Genomic DNA, 19,462 nt, shown 5'->3' with positions numbered 1-19,462 from the left:
TTCGCCATGGGCCATACGCTTGTGGATACGCCCCACCCCCGGCCCCTCCCCTGAAGGGGAGGGGTGAGATCATCTCATGTCATCCTGCTATAGAACACCTATTCCTCGACCAGTTTCATCAGACGCCGCTCGACCGGGGCCAGAACCGGTCCCAGCTCATGCCCCCGCTTCAGCACCGCCCCGCCCTCACCGATCAGTGCCCACATGCCCTGGCGGTTGCGCAGCGCCGGGCGCTTCTCGATCCGGAATTCGGGACGTTCCGCCGCACGGCGAAAGGCGGAGAAAATGGCCGCATCGCGTCCCATATCCATCGCATAGTCGCGCCAGTGTCCGGCCGCGACCATCCGGCCGTAAAGGTCGAGGATACGGGTCAGTTCCGCGCGGTCGAACCCCACCTGCCCCGCCGTCTTGGGAAAGGGTACGACCCCCATCAGGCCCGATCGCGCTCTTCGCCCTGCTCGGCCAGCACTGCGTCCAGCCGTCGCCGCATCGTCTCCAGCTCGCAACGGAGCATTTCGATCTTCTGGGTCTGGGGATCGAACATCTCGGAACAAGGCGTGCCGTAAGGGACGAAGCGCTTCTCCGGCGCAGCGCCGCCCTCGACGATCGTGGGTCGAGCGGGAATGCCGACCATCACCGCACCCTCGGGCACGTCGCGCGTGACGACCGCGTTCGCCCCGACCCGCGCGCGCGGCCCCACGATGATCGGCCCCAGCACCTGCGCACCGGATCCGACGATCGCGCCGTCCATCAGCGTCGGATGGCGCTTGCCCGCCACGCCATTGTCCGGGCTGGTGCCGCCCAGGGTCACGCATTGATAGATCGTGACGTCGTCGCCGATTTCCGCCGTCTCGCCGATGACGACAAAGCCGTGGTCGATGAAGAAATTGCGCCCGATCTTGGCACCCGGATGAATATCGATCGCGGTCAGGAAGCGGGTGAAATGATTGACCAGCCGGGCGAGGAAAAACGCCCGCGACCTGTACAGCCGATGCGCGACCCGGTGCCCGGCCAGCGCCCAGACGCCGGGGTACAGCAAAATCTCCGCACGCGAATGCGGAGCGGGATCGCGAGCCCGGATCGAATCGAGATAAGCGGCCAATCGGCTCGGCATGAGCATGTCCCCAGATGCGATACGCGCATTTAGGCATAGGCTCGGGCAAAATCCAGATCGCCCCCCTCGATTGACCAACGCTTGCCTGGCACCGGGCAAACTCTATCGCGGTTGCAGCGTTGCTTGAGAAACGGCATGGCCGCCGGTCATTAAGCACAGGAGACATGATGGACCCGACCAGTACCGAGCTGATCCACATCCTGCCATTCGTGGCCGTGGGTTTCGCCGCGCAGGTGGTCGACGGTGCGCTGGGCATGGCCTTCGGGGTGATCTCCAACACGCTGCTCATCAGCCTGGGCGTTCCGCCCGCCGCCGCCTCGGCGGGCGTCCACAGTGTCGAGACCTTTACCACCGCGGTCTCCGGGATCAGCCATGTGGTGCATCGCAACGTCAACTGGCGGCTGTTCCTGCGACTGATGATCCCCGGCGTGATCGGCGGCGCGCTGGGGGCCTATGTCCTGTCCAACATCGATGCGGCCGTCGTGAAACCCTTCATCCTGGCCTATCTGACCGGCATCGGCATCTACCTGCTGATCCGCGCCTGGCGGCACAAGGCGGCGACGCGCGAGCCCAAGATCGTCGAGCCCTTGGGGTTCCTCGGCGGCTTTCTGGACGCCGCAGGCGGCGGCGGCTGGGGGCCGGTCGTGACGTCCAACCTGCTGGCCCAGGGCGCCGCGCCGCGCACGACTATCGGAACGGTCAACACCGCCGAGTTCTTCCTGACCGCGACCATCTCGGCGACGTTCATCACCCAGCTGGGCTGGGGTGCCTTCACCATGGCGACGGTCGGACTGCTGATCGGCGGGATCTGCGCGGCCCCGTTCGGGGCGATGCTCGCCAAGCGGGTTCCGGCGCGAACCCTGTTGACGCTGGTCGGGGTAATCCTGACGCTGACCAGCCTTTGGGGATTGTACCAGGCGATCACGCGGTAAATCCTCCCCTGCAAGGGGAGGTGGCAGCGCGTAGCGCTGACGGAGGGGTGTCACGGTCTGTGGCGACGCCCCTCCACCACCGGGCTGCGCCCGGCGGTCCCCCTCCCCAAGCTTCGCTTGGGGAGGATTTGGGCTACGCGACGGCCGAGTGAACGGTCGCCACGGCCTGCATCACCGCTGCGATCCGAACGGCGGTCTGGATGACCTCGGCCGAAATCCCGGCCTTCTTCAGCACCGCCTCATGGGCATCGATGCACATGCCGCAGCCGTTGATCGCCGACACCGCCAGGCTGAACAGCTCGAAATCGATCTTGTCGATGCCCGGGGCGCCGATCACGTTCATGCGCAGCTTGGCGGGCATGTTACGATATTCCTGGTTCCCGGCCAGGTGCGTGAAGCGGTAATAGACATTGTTCATAGCCATCACCGCCGCCGCCGCGCGCGCAGCATTGGCCGCCTCCGGCGACAGCTTGGAGGCGCATTCCGCCTCGGCCGCGTCGACCAGCGGCTTGTGGCCGGTGCCATGCGCGCAGGCGAGCAGCAGGCCATATTTACGCTGGTCGTTCAGCACTGGCTCGTTGAGCAGCGAGCCGACGTTCAGGCGGATATCCTTGGCGAAGTCGGGCAGCTGCCCGGCAAATTCCTTGAGGGACATGGGATTGCTCCAGATAGACGACGCCCCAGTCCGGGCCTCCGATCCGCGGTGGACCAGCGACCCTCGCCGGGGCGTCGGGAATGATGGGCACGGGGACGTCACCGCCCCCGGGCCGACAGGATTACTCGGCGGCGAGCTGGAGGACGTCGTCGCCCTTGTTCCAGTTGCACGGGCACAGCTCGTCGGTCTGCAGCGCGTCGAGGACACGCAGCGTCTCGGCCGGGTTGCGGCCGACGTTCAGGCCGTTGATCGTGACGTGCTGGATGACATTGTCGGGATCGATGATGAACGTCGCGCGGTAGGCGACATGCTCGTTCTTGTCGACGATGCCCAGCGCGTCGGCGAGGACGCGACCATTGTCCGCGATCCAGGGGAAATCGGCAGCGGCCAGATCCGGGTCCGACTTGCGCCAAGCCAGGTGGACATGCGCGGTGTCGGTCGACGCGCCGATGAGCACGGCATCGCGGTCCTCGAAGTCACCCTTCAGCTCGGAATAGCCGACGATCTCGGTCGGGCAGACAAAGGTGAAGTCCTTCGGCCAGTAGAACAGGACCTTCCACTTGCCCTCATAGGAGGTGTCGCTGATCGTCTCGCCGGCGGGCAGCGCGTTGGTGCCCTGCTGGACGGGAACGGTGAATGCGGGGAGCTTGTCTCCAACGGTCAACATGGCAATCTGCCTCCTTCTTTCATAAAATTCGGCTTCAGCCATCCTCTCGCACGACCGGCGGTTGGCCCGCCTGTATTCGATGCCGCAACAGATATGGGGACTGGCGCCTTTGATCCAACAAGCTATTTGTCACATCGCAATCGACTGAGACGATCAATGGCCGCGACCTATCTACCGACCCTGAAACAGTTACAATATCTCGTGGCCCTGCAGGACCATGGCCATTTCGGCCGGGCGGCGGATGCGTGTTTCGTCACGCAATCCACCCTCTCGGCGGGCCTGCGCGAGCTGGAGACGCTGATCGGCGTGACGCTGGTCGAGCGGACGCGGCGCGTCGTGCGCTTCACGCCGCTGGGCGAACGCATCGCCGACAAGGCGCGCCGCGTCCTGCGCGAGGCGGACGAGCTGGGCGACATGGCCCGCGCCGCCGGACGGCCCCTGTCGGGGGAGATGCGCATGTCGGTGATCCCGACCATCGCACCCTTCATGCTGCCGCGCATCCTGCCCCGTCTGCGGCGCGACTTTCCCGACCTGAAGCTGTTCCTGCGCGAGGAGCCGAGCGGCCCGGCTTGCGAGCGCCTGCACAATGGCCGTACCGATTGCGTCCTGCTCGCGCTCCCCTATGCCTGTGGCGAGGTGACGGCCGAGCCGTTGTTCGACGACCGACTGTTCGTCGCCTTCCCGACCGACGAGGAGGTGACGCCGCCTGCGGCCTTCCCGGCCTCCGCGATCGACGAGGCGCGGCTGTTGCTGCTGGAGGACGGACATTGCCTGAAGGACCATGCGCTGGCCGCGTGCAACCGCCCCGAACTGCGCGCGGAGGCGACGATGCTGGGCACCTCGCTCCACACCATCGTCCAGATGGTCGACAATGGCCTGGGCATGACGATGCTGCCCGAAATGGCGCTGCGCTCGGGCATTCTGGATAATACCCATATCACCGCGCGGCCGCTTGACGCCGAGAATGCGGTGCGCAAGATCGCGCTGGTCTGGCGTCGCGCCAGCCCCCGGGAAAAGGATTTTCGTTTGTTGGCACAGGTGCTTGCGGAAGCAGCTTGATCGGCACCCTGCGCGTCCCCTTCGATATCATCCCATCTTCAGGAGATTTCGCCCATGACCCATAATGCACGGCGGCTGGTGGCCGTTCTGCCGCTCATCGCCATGATCGGACTGGGTGGCTGCGGGCGCGGGCGGGATCAGCGCGAGGCGCCCGCCGCTCCGTCCAGCGCGCCGGTCGTCGCGCCCCCGGCAGCGCCGCAGCCGGATCAGCCGATGGTGCCCACCCGCACCATTCTCGACAATGCGACGGCCACGCCCTCTCTTTCGTCGCTGGTCGCCGCGATCCGCGCCTCCGGGCTGGCGACCACGCTGGCAGGTCCCGGTCCCTATACCCTGTTCGCGCCGTCGAACGAGGCCTTCGCGCGGCTTGCTCCCGGTGTGCAGGAGCAGTTGCTGCAGCCCGCAAACCGGGATTCGCTGGTCAAGCTGATCCGCTTTCACATGGTCCCCGGCGTCGTGGGCATCGCCGACCTGCAACAGCAGATCGCCGCTGGTGGCGGCACCGCCAAGCTGATGACCGTCCAGGGCGAGTGGCTGACCGTCAGCATGACCCAATCGGTCATCACCCTGACCGACAGCAGCGGTAACAAAAGCTATATCGAAGCTGGCGACATGCCCCAGGCGAACGGCGTCATTCACATCGTCAATGGTGTCTTGGTGCCAAAACTGGATTAAGTGCGTTACTCCCGGCAGGACGGCCGTTTCGCTTCAGGAACGGCTGGCCTGCCCTTCACCATGCGGCGCGATGCGATCCCGCTCCGCCGCCAGAAGAACGGGAGTATGCTTTTGATGTTGAAGACTTTTGCCATTCTCGTGTCCGCCACCGCCCTGACCGGGGCAAGTGCCGCCATCGCCCAGACGGCGCCGCAGACCACCCCGATGCAGCCCGCACCTGCCCAGACGGCCCCCGCCGCCCCGGGCCAGGCTGCTCCGATGGCCCCGGCCACCCCGACGCCCGCCGCGACCGGCACCATCGTTCAGGTCCTGGCCGCGACGCCGGACCGCAGCACGCTGGCGCGCCTGGTCACGACGGCGGGACTGACCGCCGACCTGTCCGGCCCCGGCCCCTTCACCGTCTTCGCACCCAGCAACGAGGCGTTCAGCCGTATGCCCCCGGGCGCGCTCGACACGCTGAGCAAGCCGGAGAACAAGGCCACGCTGGCGACGATCCTGAAATACCACGTCGTCCCGGGCAAGGTGACCGCCGACCAGCTGAAGGCGCAGATCGCGGCCGGTAACGGCACCGCCACGCTGACGACGCTCGCCGGTCAGCCGCTGACCGCGCAGCTCGGCCCGAACGGCAACATCATGCTGACCGACGTGAATGGACAGAAGGCCTATGTCGACAAGGCCGATGTCCAGGCGACCAACGGCGTTGTGCATCTGACCAACGGCATCAATGTGCCGAAGATCGGCTAAACCGCCGGATCGTCGAAACAGGGAAAGGCGGGGCTTCGGCCTCGCCTTTTTCTATGCGGTCCAGCGTTCGGCGGCGGCCGTGTCGCTTTCGCGTGCCTCGACCCAGCGGGAGTCATGCCCCCGCGTCTCGCGCTTCCAGAAGGGCGCGTCGGTCTTCAAGCGATCGATCAGATACGCACAGGCATCGAGCGCGTCGCGCCGATGGGGTGCCGCCGCCAGGACCAGTACGATCCGTTCGCCCGGCCGCATGGGGCCGACCCGGTGGACGATCGTTGCCGCCTGAAGCGACCAGCGGTTCACCGCCTCGCGCGCGATCCGCTCCAGTGCCGCCTCGGTCGCACCGGGGTAATGTTCCAGCTCGAGGCTGTCGACTCCGTCGTCGGCGCGAACCAGCCCGCAAAAGCTTGCCACCGCGCCGACATCCTGCCCTTCGACCCGCGCCATTTCCTCGGCCAGGTCGATGGGCGCGCGCGATACCAGGACGCGGATCATCCGCCCGTCACCGGCGGAAAAATCGCAACCTCACGGGCATTGCCGATGGCGGCATCGAGACCGACGAAATTCTGGTCGACCGCCGCGCGCAGCCGCTCCGGCTCGGCCATAGCCTCGGCATAGCCGCCACCCCGCGTCGCCAGCCATGCGACCAGATCGGCGACCGTCGCGACATGCTCGGGCAGCGTCACCGTCTCTTCGGCGTGCCCGATCCGCTCGCGGACCCAGGCGAAATAGAGGATCGTCAGCATCATCAGCTATCCATATGCTTGAGGCCGACGCGCAGATAGTCCCAGCCGGTGACGAGCGTCAGCACCGCCGCGGCCCAGAGCGCCGCCAGGGCCGCCCCATGCATCCACGGCCAACCGGGCAGCGCGCCGCCCAGGATCAGACCGCCGAGCGCGATCAGTTGCAGCGTCGTCTTCCACTTGGCCAGTCGCGACACCGGCACCGAGACCTGCAACTGCGCCAGGAATTCGCGAAGTCCCGACACTGCGATCTCGCGCAACAGGATGACGAGGCCCGCGACCACGCTCAACCCGCTCAAGACCTGCACGGCGACCAGCACCAGTATGACCGAGGCGACCATGATCTTGTCGGCGATGGGATCAAGAAAGACGCCCAGCTTCGACACAGCCCCCTGCGCACGCGCCAGATAGCCGTCGAAATAGTCAGTGATGCCCATCAGGCAGTACAGCGCAAAGGCGATGCCGTAGCCCAATGCCCAATCGGGCTGCCACAACAGCCCCGCGAGCAGCGGCACGGCCAGGATTCGCGAGAGCGTCAACAGGTTGGGCAGCGTCAGCATGTCGCCTTCTAACCGCTCGTGCGCCCATGACAAACCGCTTTAAGCGGTTGGCGATATGGGTACGCATAGCTATGTTGGTGTCATCCTGTTGCCACGATCGGGCCATTTTTCGTTATGCTCAATGCCCTCGGGCTTCTCAAACAGCGTCGCTTCCTGCCGCTGTTTGCCACCCAGTTTCTCGGCGCATTCAACGACAACCTGTTCAAGACGTCGATGGTGCTGTTCGCCACCTATGCGATCTTCACCGACCCCCATTCCGAATTCTACTTCAACTGCGCCGCGACCGGCGCCGCCATCCTGCCCTTCGTCTTCCTGTCGGCGCTGTCGGGACAATTGGCCGACAGCCATGACAAGGCCAAGATCATCCGCATCGTGAAGACGGTCGAGATCGGCATCATGCTGGTCGGTGCGGGTGGCCTGCTGATCGCCAAGGCGGGTTATACCACGGCCGGACTGGCGCTGATGCTGGGCACGGTGCTGGCGCTGGGTGTGCATTCGACCTTTTTCGGGCCTATCAAATACGCCATCCTGCCCCAGCATCTGGAAGCCGAGGACATATTGGGCGGCACCGGTCTGGTCGAGGCGGGGACCTATCTGGCGATCCTGCTCGGCACGGTCGCGGCGGGCTGGATCCCGATCGAGGCGGCGGCCGTCGGCGTCATCGTGGTCGCGGTGATCGGCTGGTTCCTGGGCCGCCAGGTGCCCCCCGCCCCGCGCGAAGGGCCACCGCTGAAGCTCAACTACAACCCCTTCACCGCCTCGTGGCGGCTGATCTCGGCGACGCTGCATATCCGCCGCCTGTTCCTGGCGATCATCGCGATCAGCTTCTTCTGGACGATCGGCGCGGTCCTCATCATCATCTTCCCCCCGCTGGTGAAGAATGTCCTGACGGCGGACAAGGAAGTCGCCAGCCTCGCCATCGCGATCTTCTCGATCGGTGTCGCCATCGGCTCGGTGGTCATCAACACGATGCTGAAGGGTGAGATTTCGGCGCGCTATTCGCCCATGTCGGTGATCGCGATGGGCGCGTTCGTCGTGCTGTTTTCGTTCCTGTGCCGCAACTGGACACCGGCGGCGGGGGGTGGCCTGTATAGCTGGCAGGCGTTCCTGGCCGAACCGCGGGCGATCGGCATCCTCGCCACGCTTCTGGCGATCGCGACGACCGGGGGCATGTTCGTCGTACCGCTCTATGCCTTCCTGACCACCACGGTCGAAAAGGACCAGACGGCGCGCACGGTGGCGGCGAACAACATCGTGAACTGCTTTGCCATGACGATCGGCTCGGTCCTGGCCTTTGCGATCAGTGCGGCGGGCGTTTCGTCGGCCGACATGCTCTTCGTGGTCGCGGCCATGTGCCTGGTGTCGGCCTGGCTCGCGCTGCTGCTGCACCGCGCCTGTGACGATGTTTCCGCCGAACCGGCTTAAAACAGAAACGTGTAGATGCTGATGAAGAAGGCCGTGAAGCTGAGGACGAACAACCGGATATCCTGATCGTCGTCCTGCCGCCGCCGTGTTTTGACGGGGGGCGAAAGCGTGCGCCGAAAGGGGTGACGGGAAGCTTCGTTGGTCAGGACAAGGCGGCGTCTCATAGCCCCCTGTTAACGCCTCGTTTACCATTTCGGCAGCGGCCCGATATCGGACCGGCTGTCCCCGCTGCCCCGTATCGAGACAGCGGGGACAGGGGATCAATGGTCGTGTGCGCCCGACGCGCCGATGCCCGTCTCCGAGCGGATGCGCTGCGCCGGATAGCCTGCCTTGTCGACCGCCGCACGGCCGCTGCTATCGGTGACGGACACCAGCCAGATGGTCAGGAACGCCAGGGGCATCGAGAAGATGGTCGGCGAACCATAAGGGAAGATCGGCGCGGCATGCCCCAGCACCGTCACCCAGATGGCAGGCGACAATATGGTCAGCACCAATGCGGTCAGCAGCCCGACCAGGCCGCCTGCGACCACGCCCCGCGTCGTGCAGCCCGACCATAGCAGCGACAGGAACAACACCGGGAAGTTCGCCGACGCCGCCAGCGCAAAGGCCAGGCTGACCATGAAGGCGACATTCTGCTTCTCGAACAGGATGCCCAGCAGGATCGCGATGACCGCCAGCACCAGCACGGTGATCCGCGACACTTTCAGCTCGGAGGCGGAATCCGCCTGCCCCTTCTTGATGACGGTCGCATACAGGTCATGGCTGACCGCGGAAGCCCCTGACAGGGTCAGGCCCGCCACCACCGCAAGGATGGTCGCGAACGCCACCGCCGAGATGAAGCCGAGGAACAGGTTGCCGCCGACGGCCTGCGCCAGATGGATCGCCGCCATGTTGCTGCCGCCCCTCAGCGCACCTTCGGCATCAAGAAAGCCCGGGTCGGTGGCGACCAGCACGATCGCGCCGAAACCGATGACGAAGGTCAGGATGTAGAAATAGCCGATCCACCCCGTCGCCCACAACACCGAGCTGCGCGCCGCCTTGGCGTTGGGCACGGTGAAGAAGCGCATCAGGATATGCGGCAGGCCCGCCGTGCCGAACATCAGCGCCGCCCCGATCGAGATGGCGGAAACGGGATCCTTGATGAACCCGCCCGGTCCCATGATCGCCCGGCCCTTCGTCACCGCCTCGTCCGGCCCCGCGCCCGCCAGAGCGGCGAGCGCCGTCTTCACCTCGATCGCGCGGGCGAACAGCGCCTCCGGGCTGAAGCCGAACCGCGCCAGCACCGCGATCGCCATGAAACTGGCAGCACCCAGCAGCATCATCGCCTTGACGATCTGGACCCAGGTCGTCGCCGTCATGCCGCCGAACAGGACGTACATCGTCATCAGCACGCCGACGATTATGACCGCATATCCATAGGGCAGACCGAACAGCAGGCGGATCAACTGCCCCGCCCCCACCATCTGCGCGATCAGATAGAACAGGACGACCAGCAGCGTCGAACAGGCGGCCACCATCCGCACCGGCGTCTGGGCGAAGCGGAAGGACGCGACATCGGCGAAGGTGAACCGCCCCAGATTGCGCAACCGCTCGGCCATCAGGAACAACAGGATCGGCCAGCCGACGAGGAAGCCGATCGAATAGATCAGCCCGTCATAGCCATCGGCATAGATCTGCGCCGAAATGCCCAGGAACGAGGCGGCGGACATGAAGTCGCCCGCAATCGCCAGGCCGTTCTGAAACCCGGTAATCCCGCCCCCGGCGGTGTAGAAATCGGATGCCGTCCGGGTCCGCCGCGCGGCCCAGCGGGTAATGGCCAGCGTCAGCGCGACAAAGGCCGCGAACATGCCGATCGCCGTCCAGTTCGTCGCCTGCTGCACCGCCGGGCCGATGGCATGAGCCTCAGCCGCCGAAACCGGCAGCAGCGTCAAGGCGGCGGCAAGTGGAATCCCCCCGCGCGTCATGCACCATACTCCGCCCGGAGTGCGTCGATGACCGGATCGAAATCGCGATTGGCCCGCCATACATACAGGCCGGTCAGCACGATCGCGAGCGCGATCACCCCCAGCCCGATCGGTATGCCCCAGCTCGTCGCCCCGCCGCTGACCGAACGGGCGAGCAGCGCCTTGTCGAAGGCGATGGTCAGGATGAACCCGAAATAGACGATCAGCATGATGACCGTCAGGACCGTCGTGAAACGCCCTCGCTTGCGAACCAACGCGATATAGCGCGGATCGCTGGCCAGACGGGCTGCGGCATCCTCCATGGCAATCTCCTAACCCCCGCACCGTAGATCGGTGTCGTGGCCGCCATGCTCCCTTGCCCGTGACGCGGCGTCAAGCGCGATTGGGACGATAGGCGTTCAGGTCGATGCCGTGCCGCGCGACCTTGTCGTAAAAGGTCTTGCGCGGGATGCCGAGCACGGCGAGCGCCGCGCGGACGTCGCCCGCCACCTCCTCCAGCACGGCGCGGATCGTCGCGCCCTCGAACTGCTCGACCCGTTCGGGCAACGGCAGCGGATCGCCCGCCTCCCGCGCGTCCCCGAACAGGCCCAGCGCGACGCGATTGGCATAGTTGCGCACCTCACGCACATTGCCCGGCCAGTCATGCGACAGCAGCCGCGCCTGGATACTGCCGTCGATCATCGGCACCGGCCGCCCGAACCGCTCCGCCGCCTCGCGAAGGAAATGGGCAAAGAGCAACGGCACATCGGCCCGCCGCTCGCGCAAGGGCGGCACGCGCAGCCGCACCGCGTCGAGACGATAGAGCAGGTCGGCGCGGAACCGCCCCTCCTCCACCGCCCGCGCCAGATCGGACTTGGCGGCCGCGACGATGCGCAGGTCGAGCAATTGCGGATCCTCCGCCCCGATCGCGCGGACCTCCCGCTCCTCGACCACGCGGAGCATCCGACCTTGCAGCGCAGGGGCCATGCTGTCGACCTCGTCGAGGAACAGCGTGCCGCGATGCGCCGCCGCGATGCGTCCCGGCGTCCGGCCATGCGCCTGGCCGAACAGCTCGTCCTCGGCAATCGCCTCGGGCAAGGCCGCGCAGTCGACCGCGATGAAGGGCCGCGTCCGCCGGGCGCTCAAGCGGTGGAGCAGCAGCGCGACCAGCTCCTTGCCCGTCCCCGTCTCTCCCTCGACCAACACGTCGACATCGGCCTGGGCGACCTGTCGCACCGTATCGCGCAGCCGCATCATGACCGGCGTTTCCCCGATCAGCGGATAGGCGCCCTGCGCTTCCTCCGCCGCCTGTCGCAGCCGCCGGTTGTCGAGAACCAGCCGCCGCATCTCCAGCGCGCGTTCGGCGCTGGAGATCAGGTGATCGGCGGCGAAGGGCTTGGTGACGAAGTCATGGACGCCCTGCTTCAGAGCGGCGACCGTCATGGGCACGTCGCCATGCCCGGTCATCAGGATCACCGGGATCTCGGCGTCGATCGCGGCCACCCGCTTGGACAATTCGATCCCGTCCAGGCCGGGCATCCGTATGTCGGACACCACCATGCCCGGAAAATCGGCGCTGATCACCGCCAGCGCCGCCAGCGGATCGCCATGCGCCTCGACATCGATACCGGCCAGTTCGAACGACTGGGCCAATGCCTGGCGCAGCACCGTGTCGTCATCGACCAGCAGAACCCGCAACGTCTCGCTCATGCCCGGCGCATCCTCAAACGAAAGCCTGCGCCGCCCAGGCTTGAAGGGGTAGTTTCCAGCACGCCGCCAAACTCCGTCATGATATCCCGCGCAATCCCCAGGCCCAGGCCCAGCCCATCGGGCTTGCCGGTCACGAAGGGGGTGAAAATCTCGGTCGCGATGGCCGGGTCCAGACCGGGGCCGTTATCCTCCACGGTCAGTTCGACGCTATCAGGATGCTCGACGACCGTCAGTCGCACACGCGGCGATGGCGTCTCCGCCACGGCATCCAGGGCGTTCTGCAAAAGATTGACCAGCACCTGCTCCAGCCGAACCCGCCCGGCCACGACCCGGGGCAGCGCCTCGCCTCTCGGTCGTTCCAGCGCGACCCCGGCCGTGCGGAACCGATCGCCGATCAACAGCATGGTGCCATCCAGCACCGCCTCCAGCGATACCGGTCCCAGGCCATGCGTCCCGCGCCGGACGAAGCGCCGCATCTCCTGGACGATCGATCCGATCCGCTCGGTCAGTTCGACGATGGTGGCCAGGTTGCCCGCCGCCTTGTCCGGCTTGTCGCGCGACAGGAAGGTGCGGGCATTGTCGGCCAGCGTGCGGATCGCCGCCACCGGCTGGTTGATCTCATGCGCCACGCCCGCCGTGATCGAGCCGAGCGAACCCAATCGGTTGGCCTGCGCCAGCTCCTCGCGCGCGGCACGGAAACGCTGGTCGGCGCGAATACGCTCGGAAATCTCGACGGTCAGCTGATCGTTGGTCGCGCGCAATTCGGCAGTCCGCCGGGCGACCTCCTCCTCCAACGCCTCACGCGCCATCGCCGCGCGTTCGGCGCGTGTCCGTCGCCAGATCGTCAACAGGGTCAGGCCGATCAGCCCGACCGCGATCAGTGCCGTGACCGATCGGACCCAGCCGTCAGCTTCCTTCAGCGCAGCCTTGGAGGGAAGAATATGCACCAGCTGCCACCGGGGGAGCGGTGCAGGCGTGACGCCGACAACGTAGCGCGCGCCCTCCCGGTCGGTCGCATCGATGCCCGTGATCCGATAGGGGCCGGGGCGAAGGGCGATCGTACCGAATTGCTGGCTTTCGCGGATCGCTTTCTGGGCAGAAGGGATCAGCGTGCGGGTCAGCGTGAATTCCGCGGCGGGATCGGTCGTGACCACGACCACGCCATGATCGTCGAGCAACAGGGTCTGCCCCGCATCGCTCGCCCAGGCCTGCACCATATGGGCGAATTCGACCTTTACGACGACCACGCCGTCCGGGGCCGCCGCAGGTCCGATCCGTCGGGCGAGAAACAGGCCGGGCCGGTGGCTCGTATTGCCCAGGGCGAAATATTCGGACGTGCCGGTTCGCATCGCTTGCCGGAAATAGGGACGAAACCCGTAATCGCGCCCAACAAAGCTGTCCCCAAGGCCCGCATTGGAGGCCGCGACCGTCCGCCCCCGCCTGTCGATCGCGTAAATGACCGGCGCACCGGTGCGCTCGGCCAATCCACGCAGCTTCTCGTTCAGTCGCGCGGCGGCCTCGACCGACCCGTTGCGCAGGGCGTCGCCGACATCGGGATATTCGACCAACACGATGGGCAGCAGCCGAAAGCGCTGCAACTCGCTGTTCAGCAGCCTTTCCTCCTGTCGGGCGATGCGAACGGCTTCGCCACGGAGGTCGGAGACCGCCTGCCTATGGGCATAGAGACGCAGCAGGGAACCGGCGACGATCGTCAGCAGCACGACCGCGATCAGCGGCAGCGCATGGCGCCGAACCTGGGCGCGGCCGAGATGGGGCGGCGGTGACATATGTGCGAAATATCGCAACCTGCTTCCAAATACCATGCGGATTTTCGCGCGGCATAGGTTCAGGCTGAATCATTTCTCGTTCTTTATCAGTTACATGAAGGCTATTTCGAGAAAATTGAAATCCCCGGCGGCATTCCGCACACTGACGACAATTCGGAAGCGCGGCCTACCGCGTCCGGCCCACTTTTTGTAGAGGATGCTGAAAAGTCATGATCGCCCAAGATTATGCCGTGGCAGAGGCGCCCCGCCGGGCGCGTATCTGGTCCCATCTATATGTACAGGTTCTGTTCGCGATCGCGCTGGGCGCGATCATCGGTCATTTCTGGCCCAGCTTCGGCGAATCGTTGAAGCCGATCGGCGATGCCTTCATCAAGCTGGTGAAGATGATCATCGCCCCCGTCATCTTCCTGACGGTCGTCACCGGTATCGCCGGTATGCGCGAACTGGGCTCGGTCGGCCGCGTCGCAGGTAAAGCGTTCTTCTACTTCATCACCGTCTCGACCTTCGCGCTGATCGTCGGCCTCATCGTCGCCAATGTCGTCCAGCCCGGCGCGGGCATGAACATCGATCCCAGCACGCTGAAGGTCGGGTCGATCGCCGAATATACCGCCAAGGCGCATGACACGACCGTCACCGGCTTCCTGCTGGGCATCATCCCCGATACGCTGATCAGCGCGTTCACGCAGGGCAACATCCTGCAGGTGCTGATGGTCGCCATCCTGTTCGGCATCTCGATGGCACTGGTCGGCGAGCCTGCCCGCCCGCTGCTGAACAGCCTGGAGCGGATCAGCGTCGTCGTCTTCCGCATGGTCGGCATCCTGATGCGCGCCGCCCCGATCGGTGCCTTCGGCGCCATCGCCTTCACCATCGGCAAGTACGGCGTCGGCAGCCTGGTCAATCTCGGCGCGCTGGTCGCGACCTTCTACCTCACCTCGATCCTGTTCGTGGTCGTCGTCCTGGGCACCATCGCCCGCGCCAACGGCTTCTCGGTCCTGAAGCTGATCCGTTACCTGAAGGCCGAACTGCTGCTGGTCCTCGGCACCTCGTCGTCCGAAGCCGCCCTGCCGAACCTTCTCGTGAAGATGGAAAAGGCGGGTTGCGAGAAGTCGGTCGTCGGCCTGGTCGTCCCGACCGGCTATTCCTTCAACCTGGACGGCACCAACATCTACATGACGCTGGCCGCGCTGTTCATCGCCCAGGCCTGCGGTGTCGACCTGTCGCTTGGCCAGCAGCTGGCGCTGCTCCTCGTCGCGATGCTGTCGTCCAAGGGTGCCGCTGGCGTCACCGGCGCGGGCTTCATCACCCTGGCCGCCACCTTGTCGATCGTGCCGGACGTGCCGGTCGCGGGCATGGCGCTGATCCTGGGCGTCGACCGCTTCATGTCGGAATGCCGCAGCCTGACCAACTTCATCGGCAACGCGGTCGCCACCGTCGTGGTCGCCCGTTGGGAAGGTGCTCTCGACAAGGACGCCCTCGACGCCGCGCTGAGCGGCAAGCCGATGCTCTCCACCGCTGCCCCGGTCCAGCCCGCCATCGCCTGATACCAAACCCGGCCCGGCCGACGGCATCGGCCGGGTCATTTGTTTACCAGGATGTTATAGGCAGTCGCCGCGACGACATATCGGTCCGATTAAGGGGGGACATTTTCATGAAAACTCTATGGCTTGCCAGCACCGCCATGGTGACGGCGATGGGGGCGGCGATTTCCCCGGCGACGGCGCAGACCGTCACCCCGAAGGCCGCGGCCGAACCCGCCAGCCCTGCCAGCACCGCCTATCCCACCAGCGCGGCGGGCGACGGCAATACCGTGGCGGGCTATAACCAGTCGCGCTGGGCCGAGGACTGGCGCAAATATTGCGATCCGTCCAAGCGCGACGACGTCATCGACGCCCTGAAATGCGTGAAGCTGACCGAGGACGGAAAGTCCTATGTCACCTTCTCGGGCGAGCTTCGCACCCGCGTCAACATCACCACCAATCCCAACCTCCGCGAAGTGCAGCAGCAGCGTCAGGATATCGCCCGCATCGTCGGCGGCGCGGACGTCCATCTCGGCGATCACTTCCGTGTCTTCGGGGAACTGGGCCGCGCCGAACTCCAGGGAATCAACCTGGGCGCACCGGGCGGCAACCTGCGCAACCAGCTGGCCGTGCAACAGCTCTTCGCCGAGGTGAAGGGCAAGGCTCTGGGTCTCGACGTCGGTGTGCGTGCCGGTCGCCAGGAATTCTTCGACGGGCCGCAGCTGCTGACGGTCGGTCGTGACAACAACACGTTGTTCTTCGTGCTCGACGGCGTCCGCGCCTATGCACGCGGAAAGGATGCCCGCATCGACGTGTTCGACCTGAACTATGTAACCTATGGCTTCAAGGGCATCGGCGACGACAGGACCAACCCGGACGTGCGGTTCTCGGGCGCGACCTTCGGCTTCCGCCTGTCGCCCAAGTTGTTCGGCGGGTCCAAGCTGTACATCGATCCCTTCATCTGGCGGTTGCGAAACCGTCGTGCCGTCTGGGGACCGACGACCGGGTTGGAGGAACGCTATTTCCTGGGCCTTCATGCCTATGGCGATGCCGGGCCGATCAATATCGACTGGACGGTCAACAACCAGCGCGGCACCTTCAACAACCGCCCGATCGAGGCATGGCAGGCGTTCGTTGCCCAGACCTATCGCCTGGGCAACAAGCCTGACGCGCCGCGCGTCGGCGTGCATTTCGACTATGGCTCGGGCGGCGGCGCCTATCAGCGGACGGGCGAGTTGAACACGACCAACGGCCTGTTCGGCAACAACATCTATTATAGCTATGGGTTGTTCCTGACGCCGACCAATCTGCTGTACACGGCACCGAACTTTACCTTCTCGCCGTTCAAGGGCGTGCGTCTGGCGACGGAATATGGGTTTGCCTGGCGGCCTAACGAGTTTGACGCCGTGTACCGCGCCAGCGGCGCGCCTTGGGCGGGCACGCAGAATGTGCGCGGCAAGAAGGTGGCCGAGGTCGCCCGCCTGCAGGCGACATGGACCATTACGCCACGCCTTTCGTTCGTTGGCCGTTACGAACACTTCAAGGCGGACACGGTGCTGCAACGCGCCAATCTGAAAAGCTCGGACTTCTGGGCAGGATGGTTGAGCTTCCGCTTCTAACAAGCCGGCAGAAAACGAAAATTAGGAAAAAGGGGAAATACGACATGACCAGTATCACCGCCGATCCCGGGCGCGAGCGGCTGAAAGCCATCATCGGCGGCTCGACCGGCAATCTCGTCGAATGGTTCGACTGGTATGTCTACTCCGCCTTTACCCTGTACTTCGCGCCGCATTTCTTCCCGTCGGCTGATCGCACGGCCCAGTTGCTGAGCGCGGCGGCCGTGTTCGCGGTCGGCTTCATCATGCGGCCGATCGGGGCATGGGTCATGGGCATCTATGCTGACAGCCGCGGACGCAAGGCGGGGCTCAGCCTGTCGGTCACGCTGATGTGTGCGGGCTCGCTGATCATCGCGGTGACGCCGGGCTATCAGACGATCGGCCTGGCCGCCCCGGCACTGCTGGTGCTGGCGCGCCTGATGCAGGGTCTGTCGGTCGGTGGCGAATATGGCGCCAGCGCGACCTATCTGTCGGAGATGGCGGGCAAGGATCGGCGCGGTTTCTTTTCGTCCTTCCAATATGTCACGCTGATCTCCGGCCAGTTGCTCGCCATCTGCGTCCTGCTGATCCTGCAATCGACCATGAGCGAGGCGGCGCTGGACGAATGGGGCTGGCGCATTCCGTTCGCGCTGGGGGCGGTGCTGGCGGTCGTGGTCTTCTACATCCGCCGCGGTCTGGCTGAAACCACGAGCTTCAAGAATGCCAAAAAAGAAGGCGCGCCCAAGTCGGGGCTGGTCCAGCTGTTCACCAAGCACCCGAAGGAAACCATGACGGTCATGCTGCTGACCGCCGGCGGGACGCTCGCCTTCTATGCCTATTCGATCTACATGCAGAAGTTCCTGGTCAACACCAGCGGCTTCAGCCGCGAGGTCGCCAGCCAGATCAACGCCGTGACCCTGTTCGTCTTCATGCTGCTGCAGCCGCTGGCGGGCGGGCTGTCGGACCGGGTCGGCCGCAAGCCGCTGATGGTCGCGTTCGGCATTGCGGGCGTGTTGCTGACCTATCCGATCTTTTCGACGCTGGAGACGACGCGCGATCCGATCGTCGCGGGGGCGCTGGTCATGGGCGCGCTGATCATCGTCACCGGCTATACCTCGATCAACGCGGTGGTGAAGGCCGAGCTTTTCCCGGCGCACATCCGTGCGCTGGGCGTCGCCCTGCCCTATGCGCTGGCCAACACCATCTTCGGTGGCACGGCGGAGTCGGTCGCCCTGCTGTTCAAGAAGGCGGGCTTCGAGCAGGGCTTCTACTGGTATGTCACCGCGATGATCGGCGTCTCGCTGATTGTCTATCTGCGGATGCGCGACACCCGCAAGAACAGCCAGATCGTCGAGGATTGATCCCTATCCGCTCCGTTTGGCGAGGACACGCGATACGATCGGGCCGAGGCTATCCGCCTTGGCCCGATCCATATGTGAGACAGGCGTGATGAGCGCCTGATCGAGCACGGTGTCGATCGGCGACGCGGTCCGCTCCTCGGGCAGCATGGCAGCCAGTTCTGCGACCAAAGCCCGCGCGGTCGCCGCATTCCGGCCCAGTTGCGCGAGGATCGCATCGACTTCGACATGTGCCTCGTCCTCACGCCAGCAGTCATAGTCGGTGACCATGCCGATCAGCGCGTAAGGCAGTTCCGCCTCGCGGGCCAACTTCGCTTCGGGCATCGCGGTCATGCCGATCACGTCGGCGCCCCATTGCCGATAGAGATGGCTCTCGGCACGGGTCGAGAATTGCGGCCCCTCCATCGCGAGATAGGTGCCGCCATGGACCATGCTGGCCCCCGCCCGCTCTCCCGCCTGCGCCGCCAGGGTCGACAGACGCGGGCAGACGGGATCGGCCATCGAGACATGGGCGACCAAGCCTTCGCCGAAGAAGCTGGTGTCACGGTGGACGGTCCGGTCGATGAACTGATCGACCGCGACGAAATGACCGGGCGGCAGTTCCTCGCGCAGCGACCCGATGGCGGAGATCGCCAGTATGTCGGTGCAGCCTGCCAGCTTCAGCGCATGGATATTGGCACGTGCATTGACCTCGGTCGGCGACAGGCGATGCCCCCGACCGTGGCGCGGCAGGAAGACGAAACGGACATTCCCGATGCGGCCGCGCACCAGCGTATCGGACGGCGCACCCCATGGCGTGTCGAGCAGCAGCGTCTCGACATCCGCCAGCGCATCGATCGCATAAAGGCCGGAGCCGCCGATGATCCCGATCGTCCAGCCCGTCATATCACGCTCCTGTTGCATCGCCTCGCCGGTTAGGCGCTCCTTTGCACAAAGCAAAGGGGCGCACGGGGGGAGGATCCCGTACGCCCCTCGCTCAAC

The 19,462-nt window shown here is 65.5% G+C and carries 20 protein-coding genes; 8 read left to right on the top strand and 12 right to left on the bottom strand.

The genetic code is table 11. The features are described 5' to 3' along the window. Positions 1–98: 98 nt before the first annotated feature. Together SP5_RS11565 and epsC are read right to left on the bottom strand one after the other, a co-directional pair. The gene (locus tag SP5_RS11565) at positions 99–431 is read right to left on the bottom strand and encodes a DUF2794 domain-containing protein (RefSeq protein ID WP_042488677.1); all 333 of its coding nucleotides are present in this window, start codon (positions 429–431) and stop codon (positions 99–101) included. Further along, positions 431–1,114, bottom strand: a complete 684-nt coding sequence (gene epsC, locus SP5_RS11560) for a serine O-acetyltransferase EpsC (RefSeq protein ID WP_042488703.1) — start codon at positions 1,112–1,114, stop codon at positions 431–433. Before epsC ends, SP5_RS11565 begins: the two co-directional genes overlap by 1 nt. Before the next feature lie 167 nt (positions 1,115–1,281). Here epsC and SP5_RS11555 point away from each other — a divergent pair, with 167 nt between their 5' ends. Further along, positions 1,282–2,046: a sulfite exporter TauE/SafE family protein gene (locus SP5_RS11555; protein ID WP_157013691.1), complete on the top strand. Its 765-nt coding sequence runs from the start codon at positions 1,282–1,284 to the stop codon at positions 2,044–2,046. A gap of 133 nt (positions 2,047–2,179) precedes the next feature. Here SP5_RS11555 and ahpD read toward each other — a convergent pair whose 3' ends face one another. Next, positions 2,180–2,701, bottom strand: coding sequence for an alkylhydroperoxidase, AhpD family (gene ahpD / locus SP5_RS11550; RefSeq protein ID WP_042488672.1), 522 nt, complete (start codon positions 2,699–2,701; stop codon positions 2,180–2,182). Positions 2,702–2,822: 121 nt separating this feature from the next. Next, complete coding sequence (locus SP5_RS11545) at positions 2,823–3,368, bottom strand: peroxiredoxin (RefSeq protein WP_042488670.1); 546 nt, start codon at positions 3,366–3,368, stop codon at positions 2,823–2,825. 156 nt (positions 3,369–3,524) lie between these two features. Between SP5_RS11545 and SP5_RS11540 the strand changes: the two genes are divergently transcribed. The 3 genes from SP5_RS11540 to SP5_RS11530 all read left to right on the top strand — a co-directional run bounded on the left by SP5_RS11540 (position 3,525) and on the right by SP5_RS11530 (position 5,846). Then, positions 3,525–4,427, top strand: coding sequence for a hydrogen peroxide-inducible genes activator (locus SP5_RS11540; protein ID WP_042488667.1), 903 nt, complete (start codon positions 3,525–3,527; stop codon positions 4,425–4,427). Positions 4,428–4,481: 54 nt separating this feature from the next. After that, on the top strand, positions 4,482–5,102 hold the full coding sequence (locus SP5_RS11535) for a fasciclin domain-containing protein (protein ID WP_076710759.1): 621 nt from the start codon (positions 4,482–4,484) through the stop codon (positions 5,100–5,102). Positions 5,103–5,216: 114 nt separating this feature from the next. Then, positions 5,217–5,846 carry a fasciclin domain-containing protein gene (locus SP5_RS11530; RefSeq protein WP_157013690.1) on the top strand — a complete coding sequence of 210 codons (630 nt, stop codon included), beginning with the start codon at positions 5,217–5,219 and terminating at the stop codon, positions 5,844–5,846. A gap of 51 nt (positions 5,847–5,897) precedes the next feature. Here the strand turns inward: SP5_RS11530 and SP5_RS11525 are convergent, their stop codons facing one another. The 3 genes from SP5_RS11525 to pgsA are packed head-to-tail and all read right to left on the bottom strand — an operon-like array spanning position 5,898 to position 7,146. Further along, entirely contained in the window at positions 5,898–6,338 is a 441-nt protein-coding gene (locus SP5_RS11525; RefSeq protein ID WP_042488663.1) for a molybdenum cofactor biosynthesis protein MoaE, read from the bottom strand. Continuing rightward, a complete protein-coding gene (gene moaD / locus SP5_RS11520) occupies positions 6,335–6,592 on the bottom strand; it encodes a molybdopterin converting factor subunit 1 (RefSeq protein ID WP_042488660.1) in 258 nt (85 codons plus the stop codon). Before moaD ends, SP5_RS11525 begins: the two co-directional genes overlap by 4 nt. Next, the gene (pgsA, locus tag SP5_RS11515) at positions 6,592–7,146 is read right to left on the bottom strand and encodes a CDP-diacylglycerol--glycerol-3-phosphate 3-phosphatidyltransferase (protein ID WP_042488657.1); all 555 of its coding nucleotides are present in this window, start codon (positions 7,144–7,146) and stop codon (positions 6,592–6,594) included. The genes moaD and pgsA overlap by 1 nt, the downstream gene beginning before the upstream one ends. Before the next feature lie 114 nt (positions 7,147–7,260). Between pgsA and SP5_RS11510 the strand changes: the two genes are divergently transcribed. Then, positions 7,261–8,571 (top strand): MFS transporter, encoded by a 1,311-nt coding sequence (locus SP5_RS11510; RefSeq protein WP_042488654.1) that lies wholly within the window; start codon positions 7,261–7,263, stop codon positions 8,569–8,571. 260 nt (positions 8,572–8,831) lie between these two features. Here the strand turns inward: SP5_RS11510 and SP5_RS11505 are convergent, their stop codons facing one another. From SP5_RS11505 to SP5_RS11490, 4 genes are all read right to left on the bottom strand, one after another. Beyond that, positions 8,832–10,535 (bottom strand): cation acetate symporter, encoded by a 1,704-nt coding sequence (locus SP5_RS11505; protein WP_042488650.1) that lies wholly within the window; start codon positions 10,533–10,535, stop codon positions 8,832–8,834. Then, the gene (locus SP5_RS11500; protein WP_042488648.1) at positions 10,532–10,837 is read right to left on the bottom strand and encodes a DUF485 domain-containing protein; all 306 of its coding nucleotides are present in this window, start codon (positions 10,835–10,837) and stop codon (positions 10,532–10,534) included. The genes SP5_RS11505 and SP5_RS11500 overlap by 4 nt, the downstream gene beginning before the upstream one ends. Positions 10,838–10,907: 70 nt before the next feature. Then, positions 10,908–12,224, bottom strand: coding sequence for a sigma-54-dependent transcriptional regulator (locus tag SP5_RS11495; protein ID WP_042488646.1), 1,317 nt, complete (start codon positions 12,222–12,224; stop codon positions 10,908–10,910). Further along, entirely contained in the window at positions 12,221–14,011 is a 1,791-nt protein-coding gene (locus tag SP5_RS11490) for a sensor histidine kinase (RefSeq protein WP_042488644.1), read from the bottom strand. The genes SP5_RS11495 and SP5_RS11490 overlap by 4 nt, the downstream gene beginning before the upstream one ends. 209 nt (positions 14,012–14,220) lie before the next feature. Between SP5_RS11490 and SP5_RS11485 the strand changes: the two genes are divergently transcribed. The 3 genes from SP5_RS11485 to SP5_RS11475 all read left to right on the top strand — a co-directional run bounded on the left by SP5_RS11485 (position 14,221) and on the right by SP5_RS11475 (position 18,484). After that, positions 14,221–15,552, top strand: a complete 1,332-nt coding sequence (locus SP5_RS11485) for a dicarboxylate/amino acid:cation symporter (protein WP_042488641.1) — start codon at positions 14,221–14,223, stop codon at positions 15,550–15,552. A 107-nt stretch (positions 15,553–15,659) separates the two neighbouring features. Then, positions 15,660–17,147 carry an alginate export family protein gene (locus SP5_RS11480; protein WP_084220664.1) on the top strand — a complete coding sequence of 496 codons (1,488 nt, stop codon included), beginning with the start codon at positions 15,660–15,662 and terminating at the stop codon, positions 17,145–17,147. Positions 17,148–17,191: 44 nt separating this feature from the next. After that, positions 17,192–18,484 (top strand): MFS transporter, encoded by a 1,293-nt coding sequence (locus tag SP5_RS11475; RefSeq protein ID WP_042488639.1) that lies wholly within the window; start codon positions 17,192–17,194, stop codon positions 18,482–18,484. Between the two features lie 3 nt (positions 18,485–18,487). On the opposite strand, the gene mtnP is transcribed toward SP5_RS11475, so the two are convergent. Then, a complete protein-coding gene (gene mtnP / locus SP5_RS11470) occupies positions 18,488–19,366 on the bottom strand; it encodes an S-methyl-5'-thioadenosine phosphorylase (protein ID WP_042488692.1) in 879 nt (292 codons plus the stop codon). Positions 19,367–19,462: the final 96 nt, after the last annotated feature.

It is taken from the genome of Sphingomonas parapaucimobilis NBRC 15100, assembly GCF_000787715.1.
GTDB classification, from domain to species: Bacteria; Pseudomonadota; Alphaproteobacteria; order Sphingomonadales; family Sphingomonadaceae; genus Sphingomonas; species Sphingomonas parapaucimobilis.
This window is presented reverse-complemented; position numbering and strand designations above follow the sequence as displayed.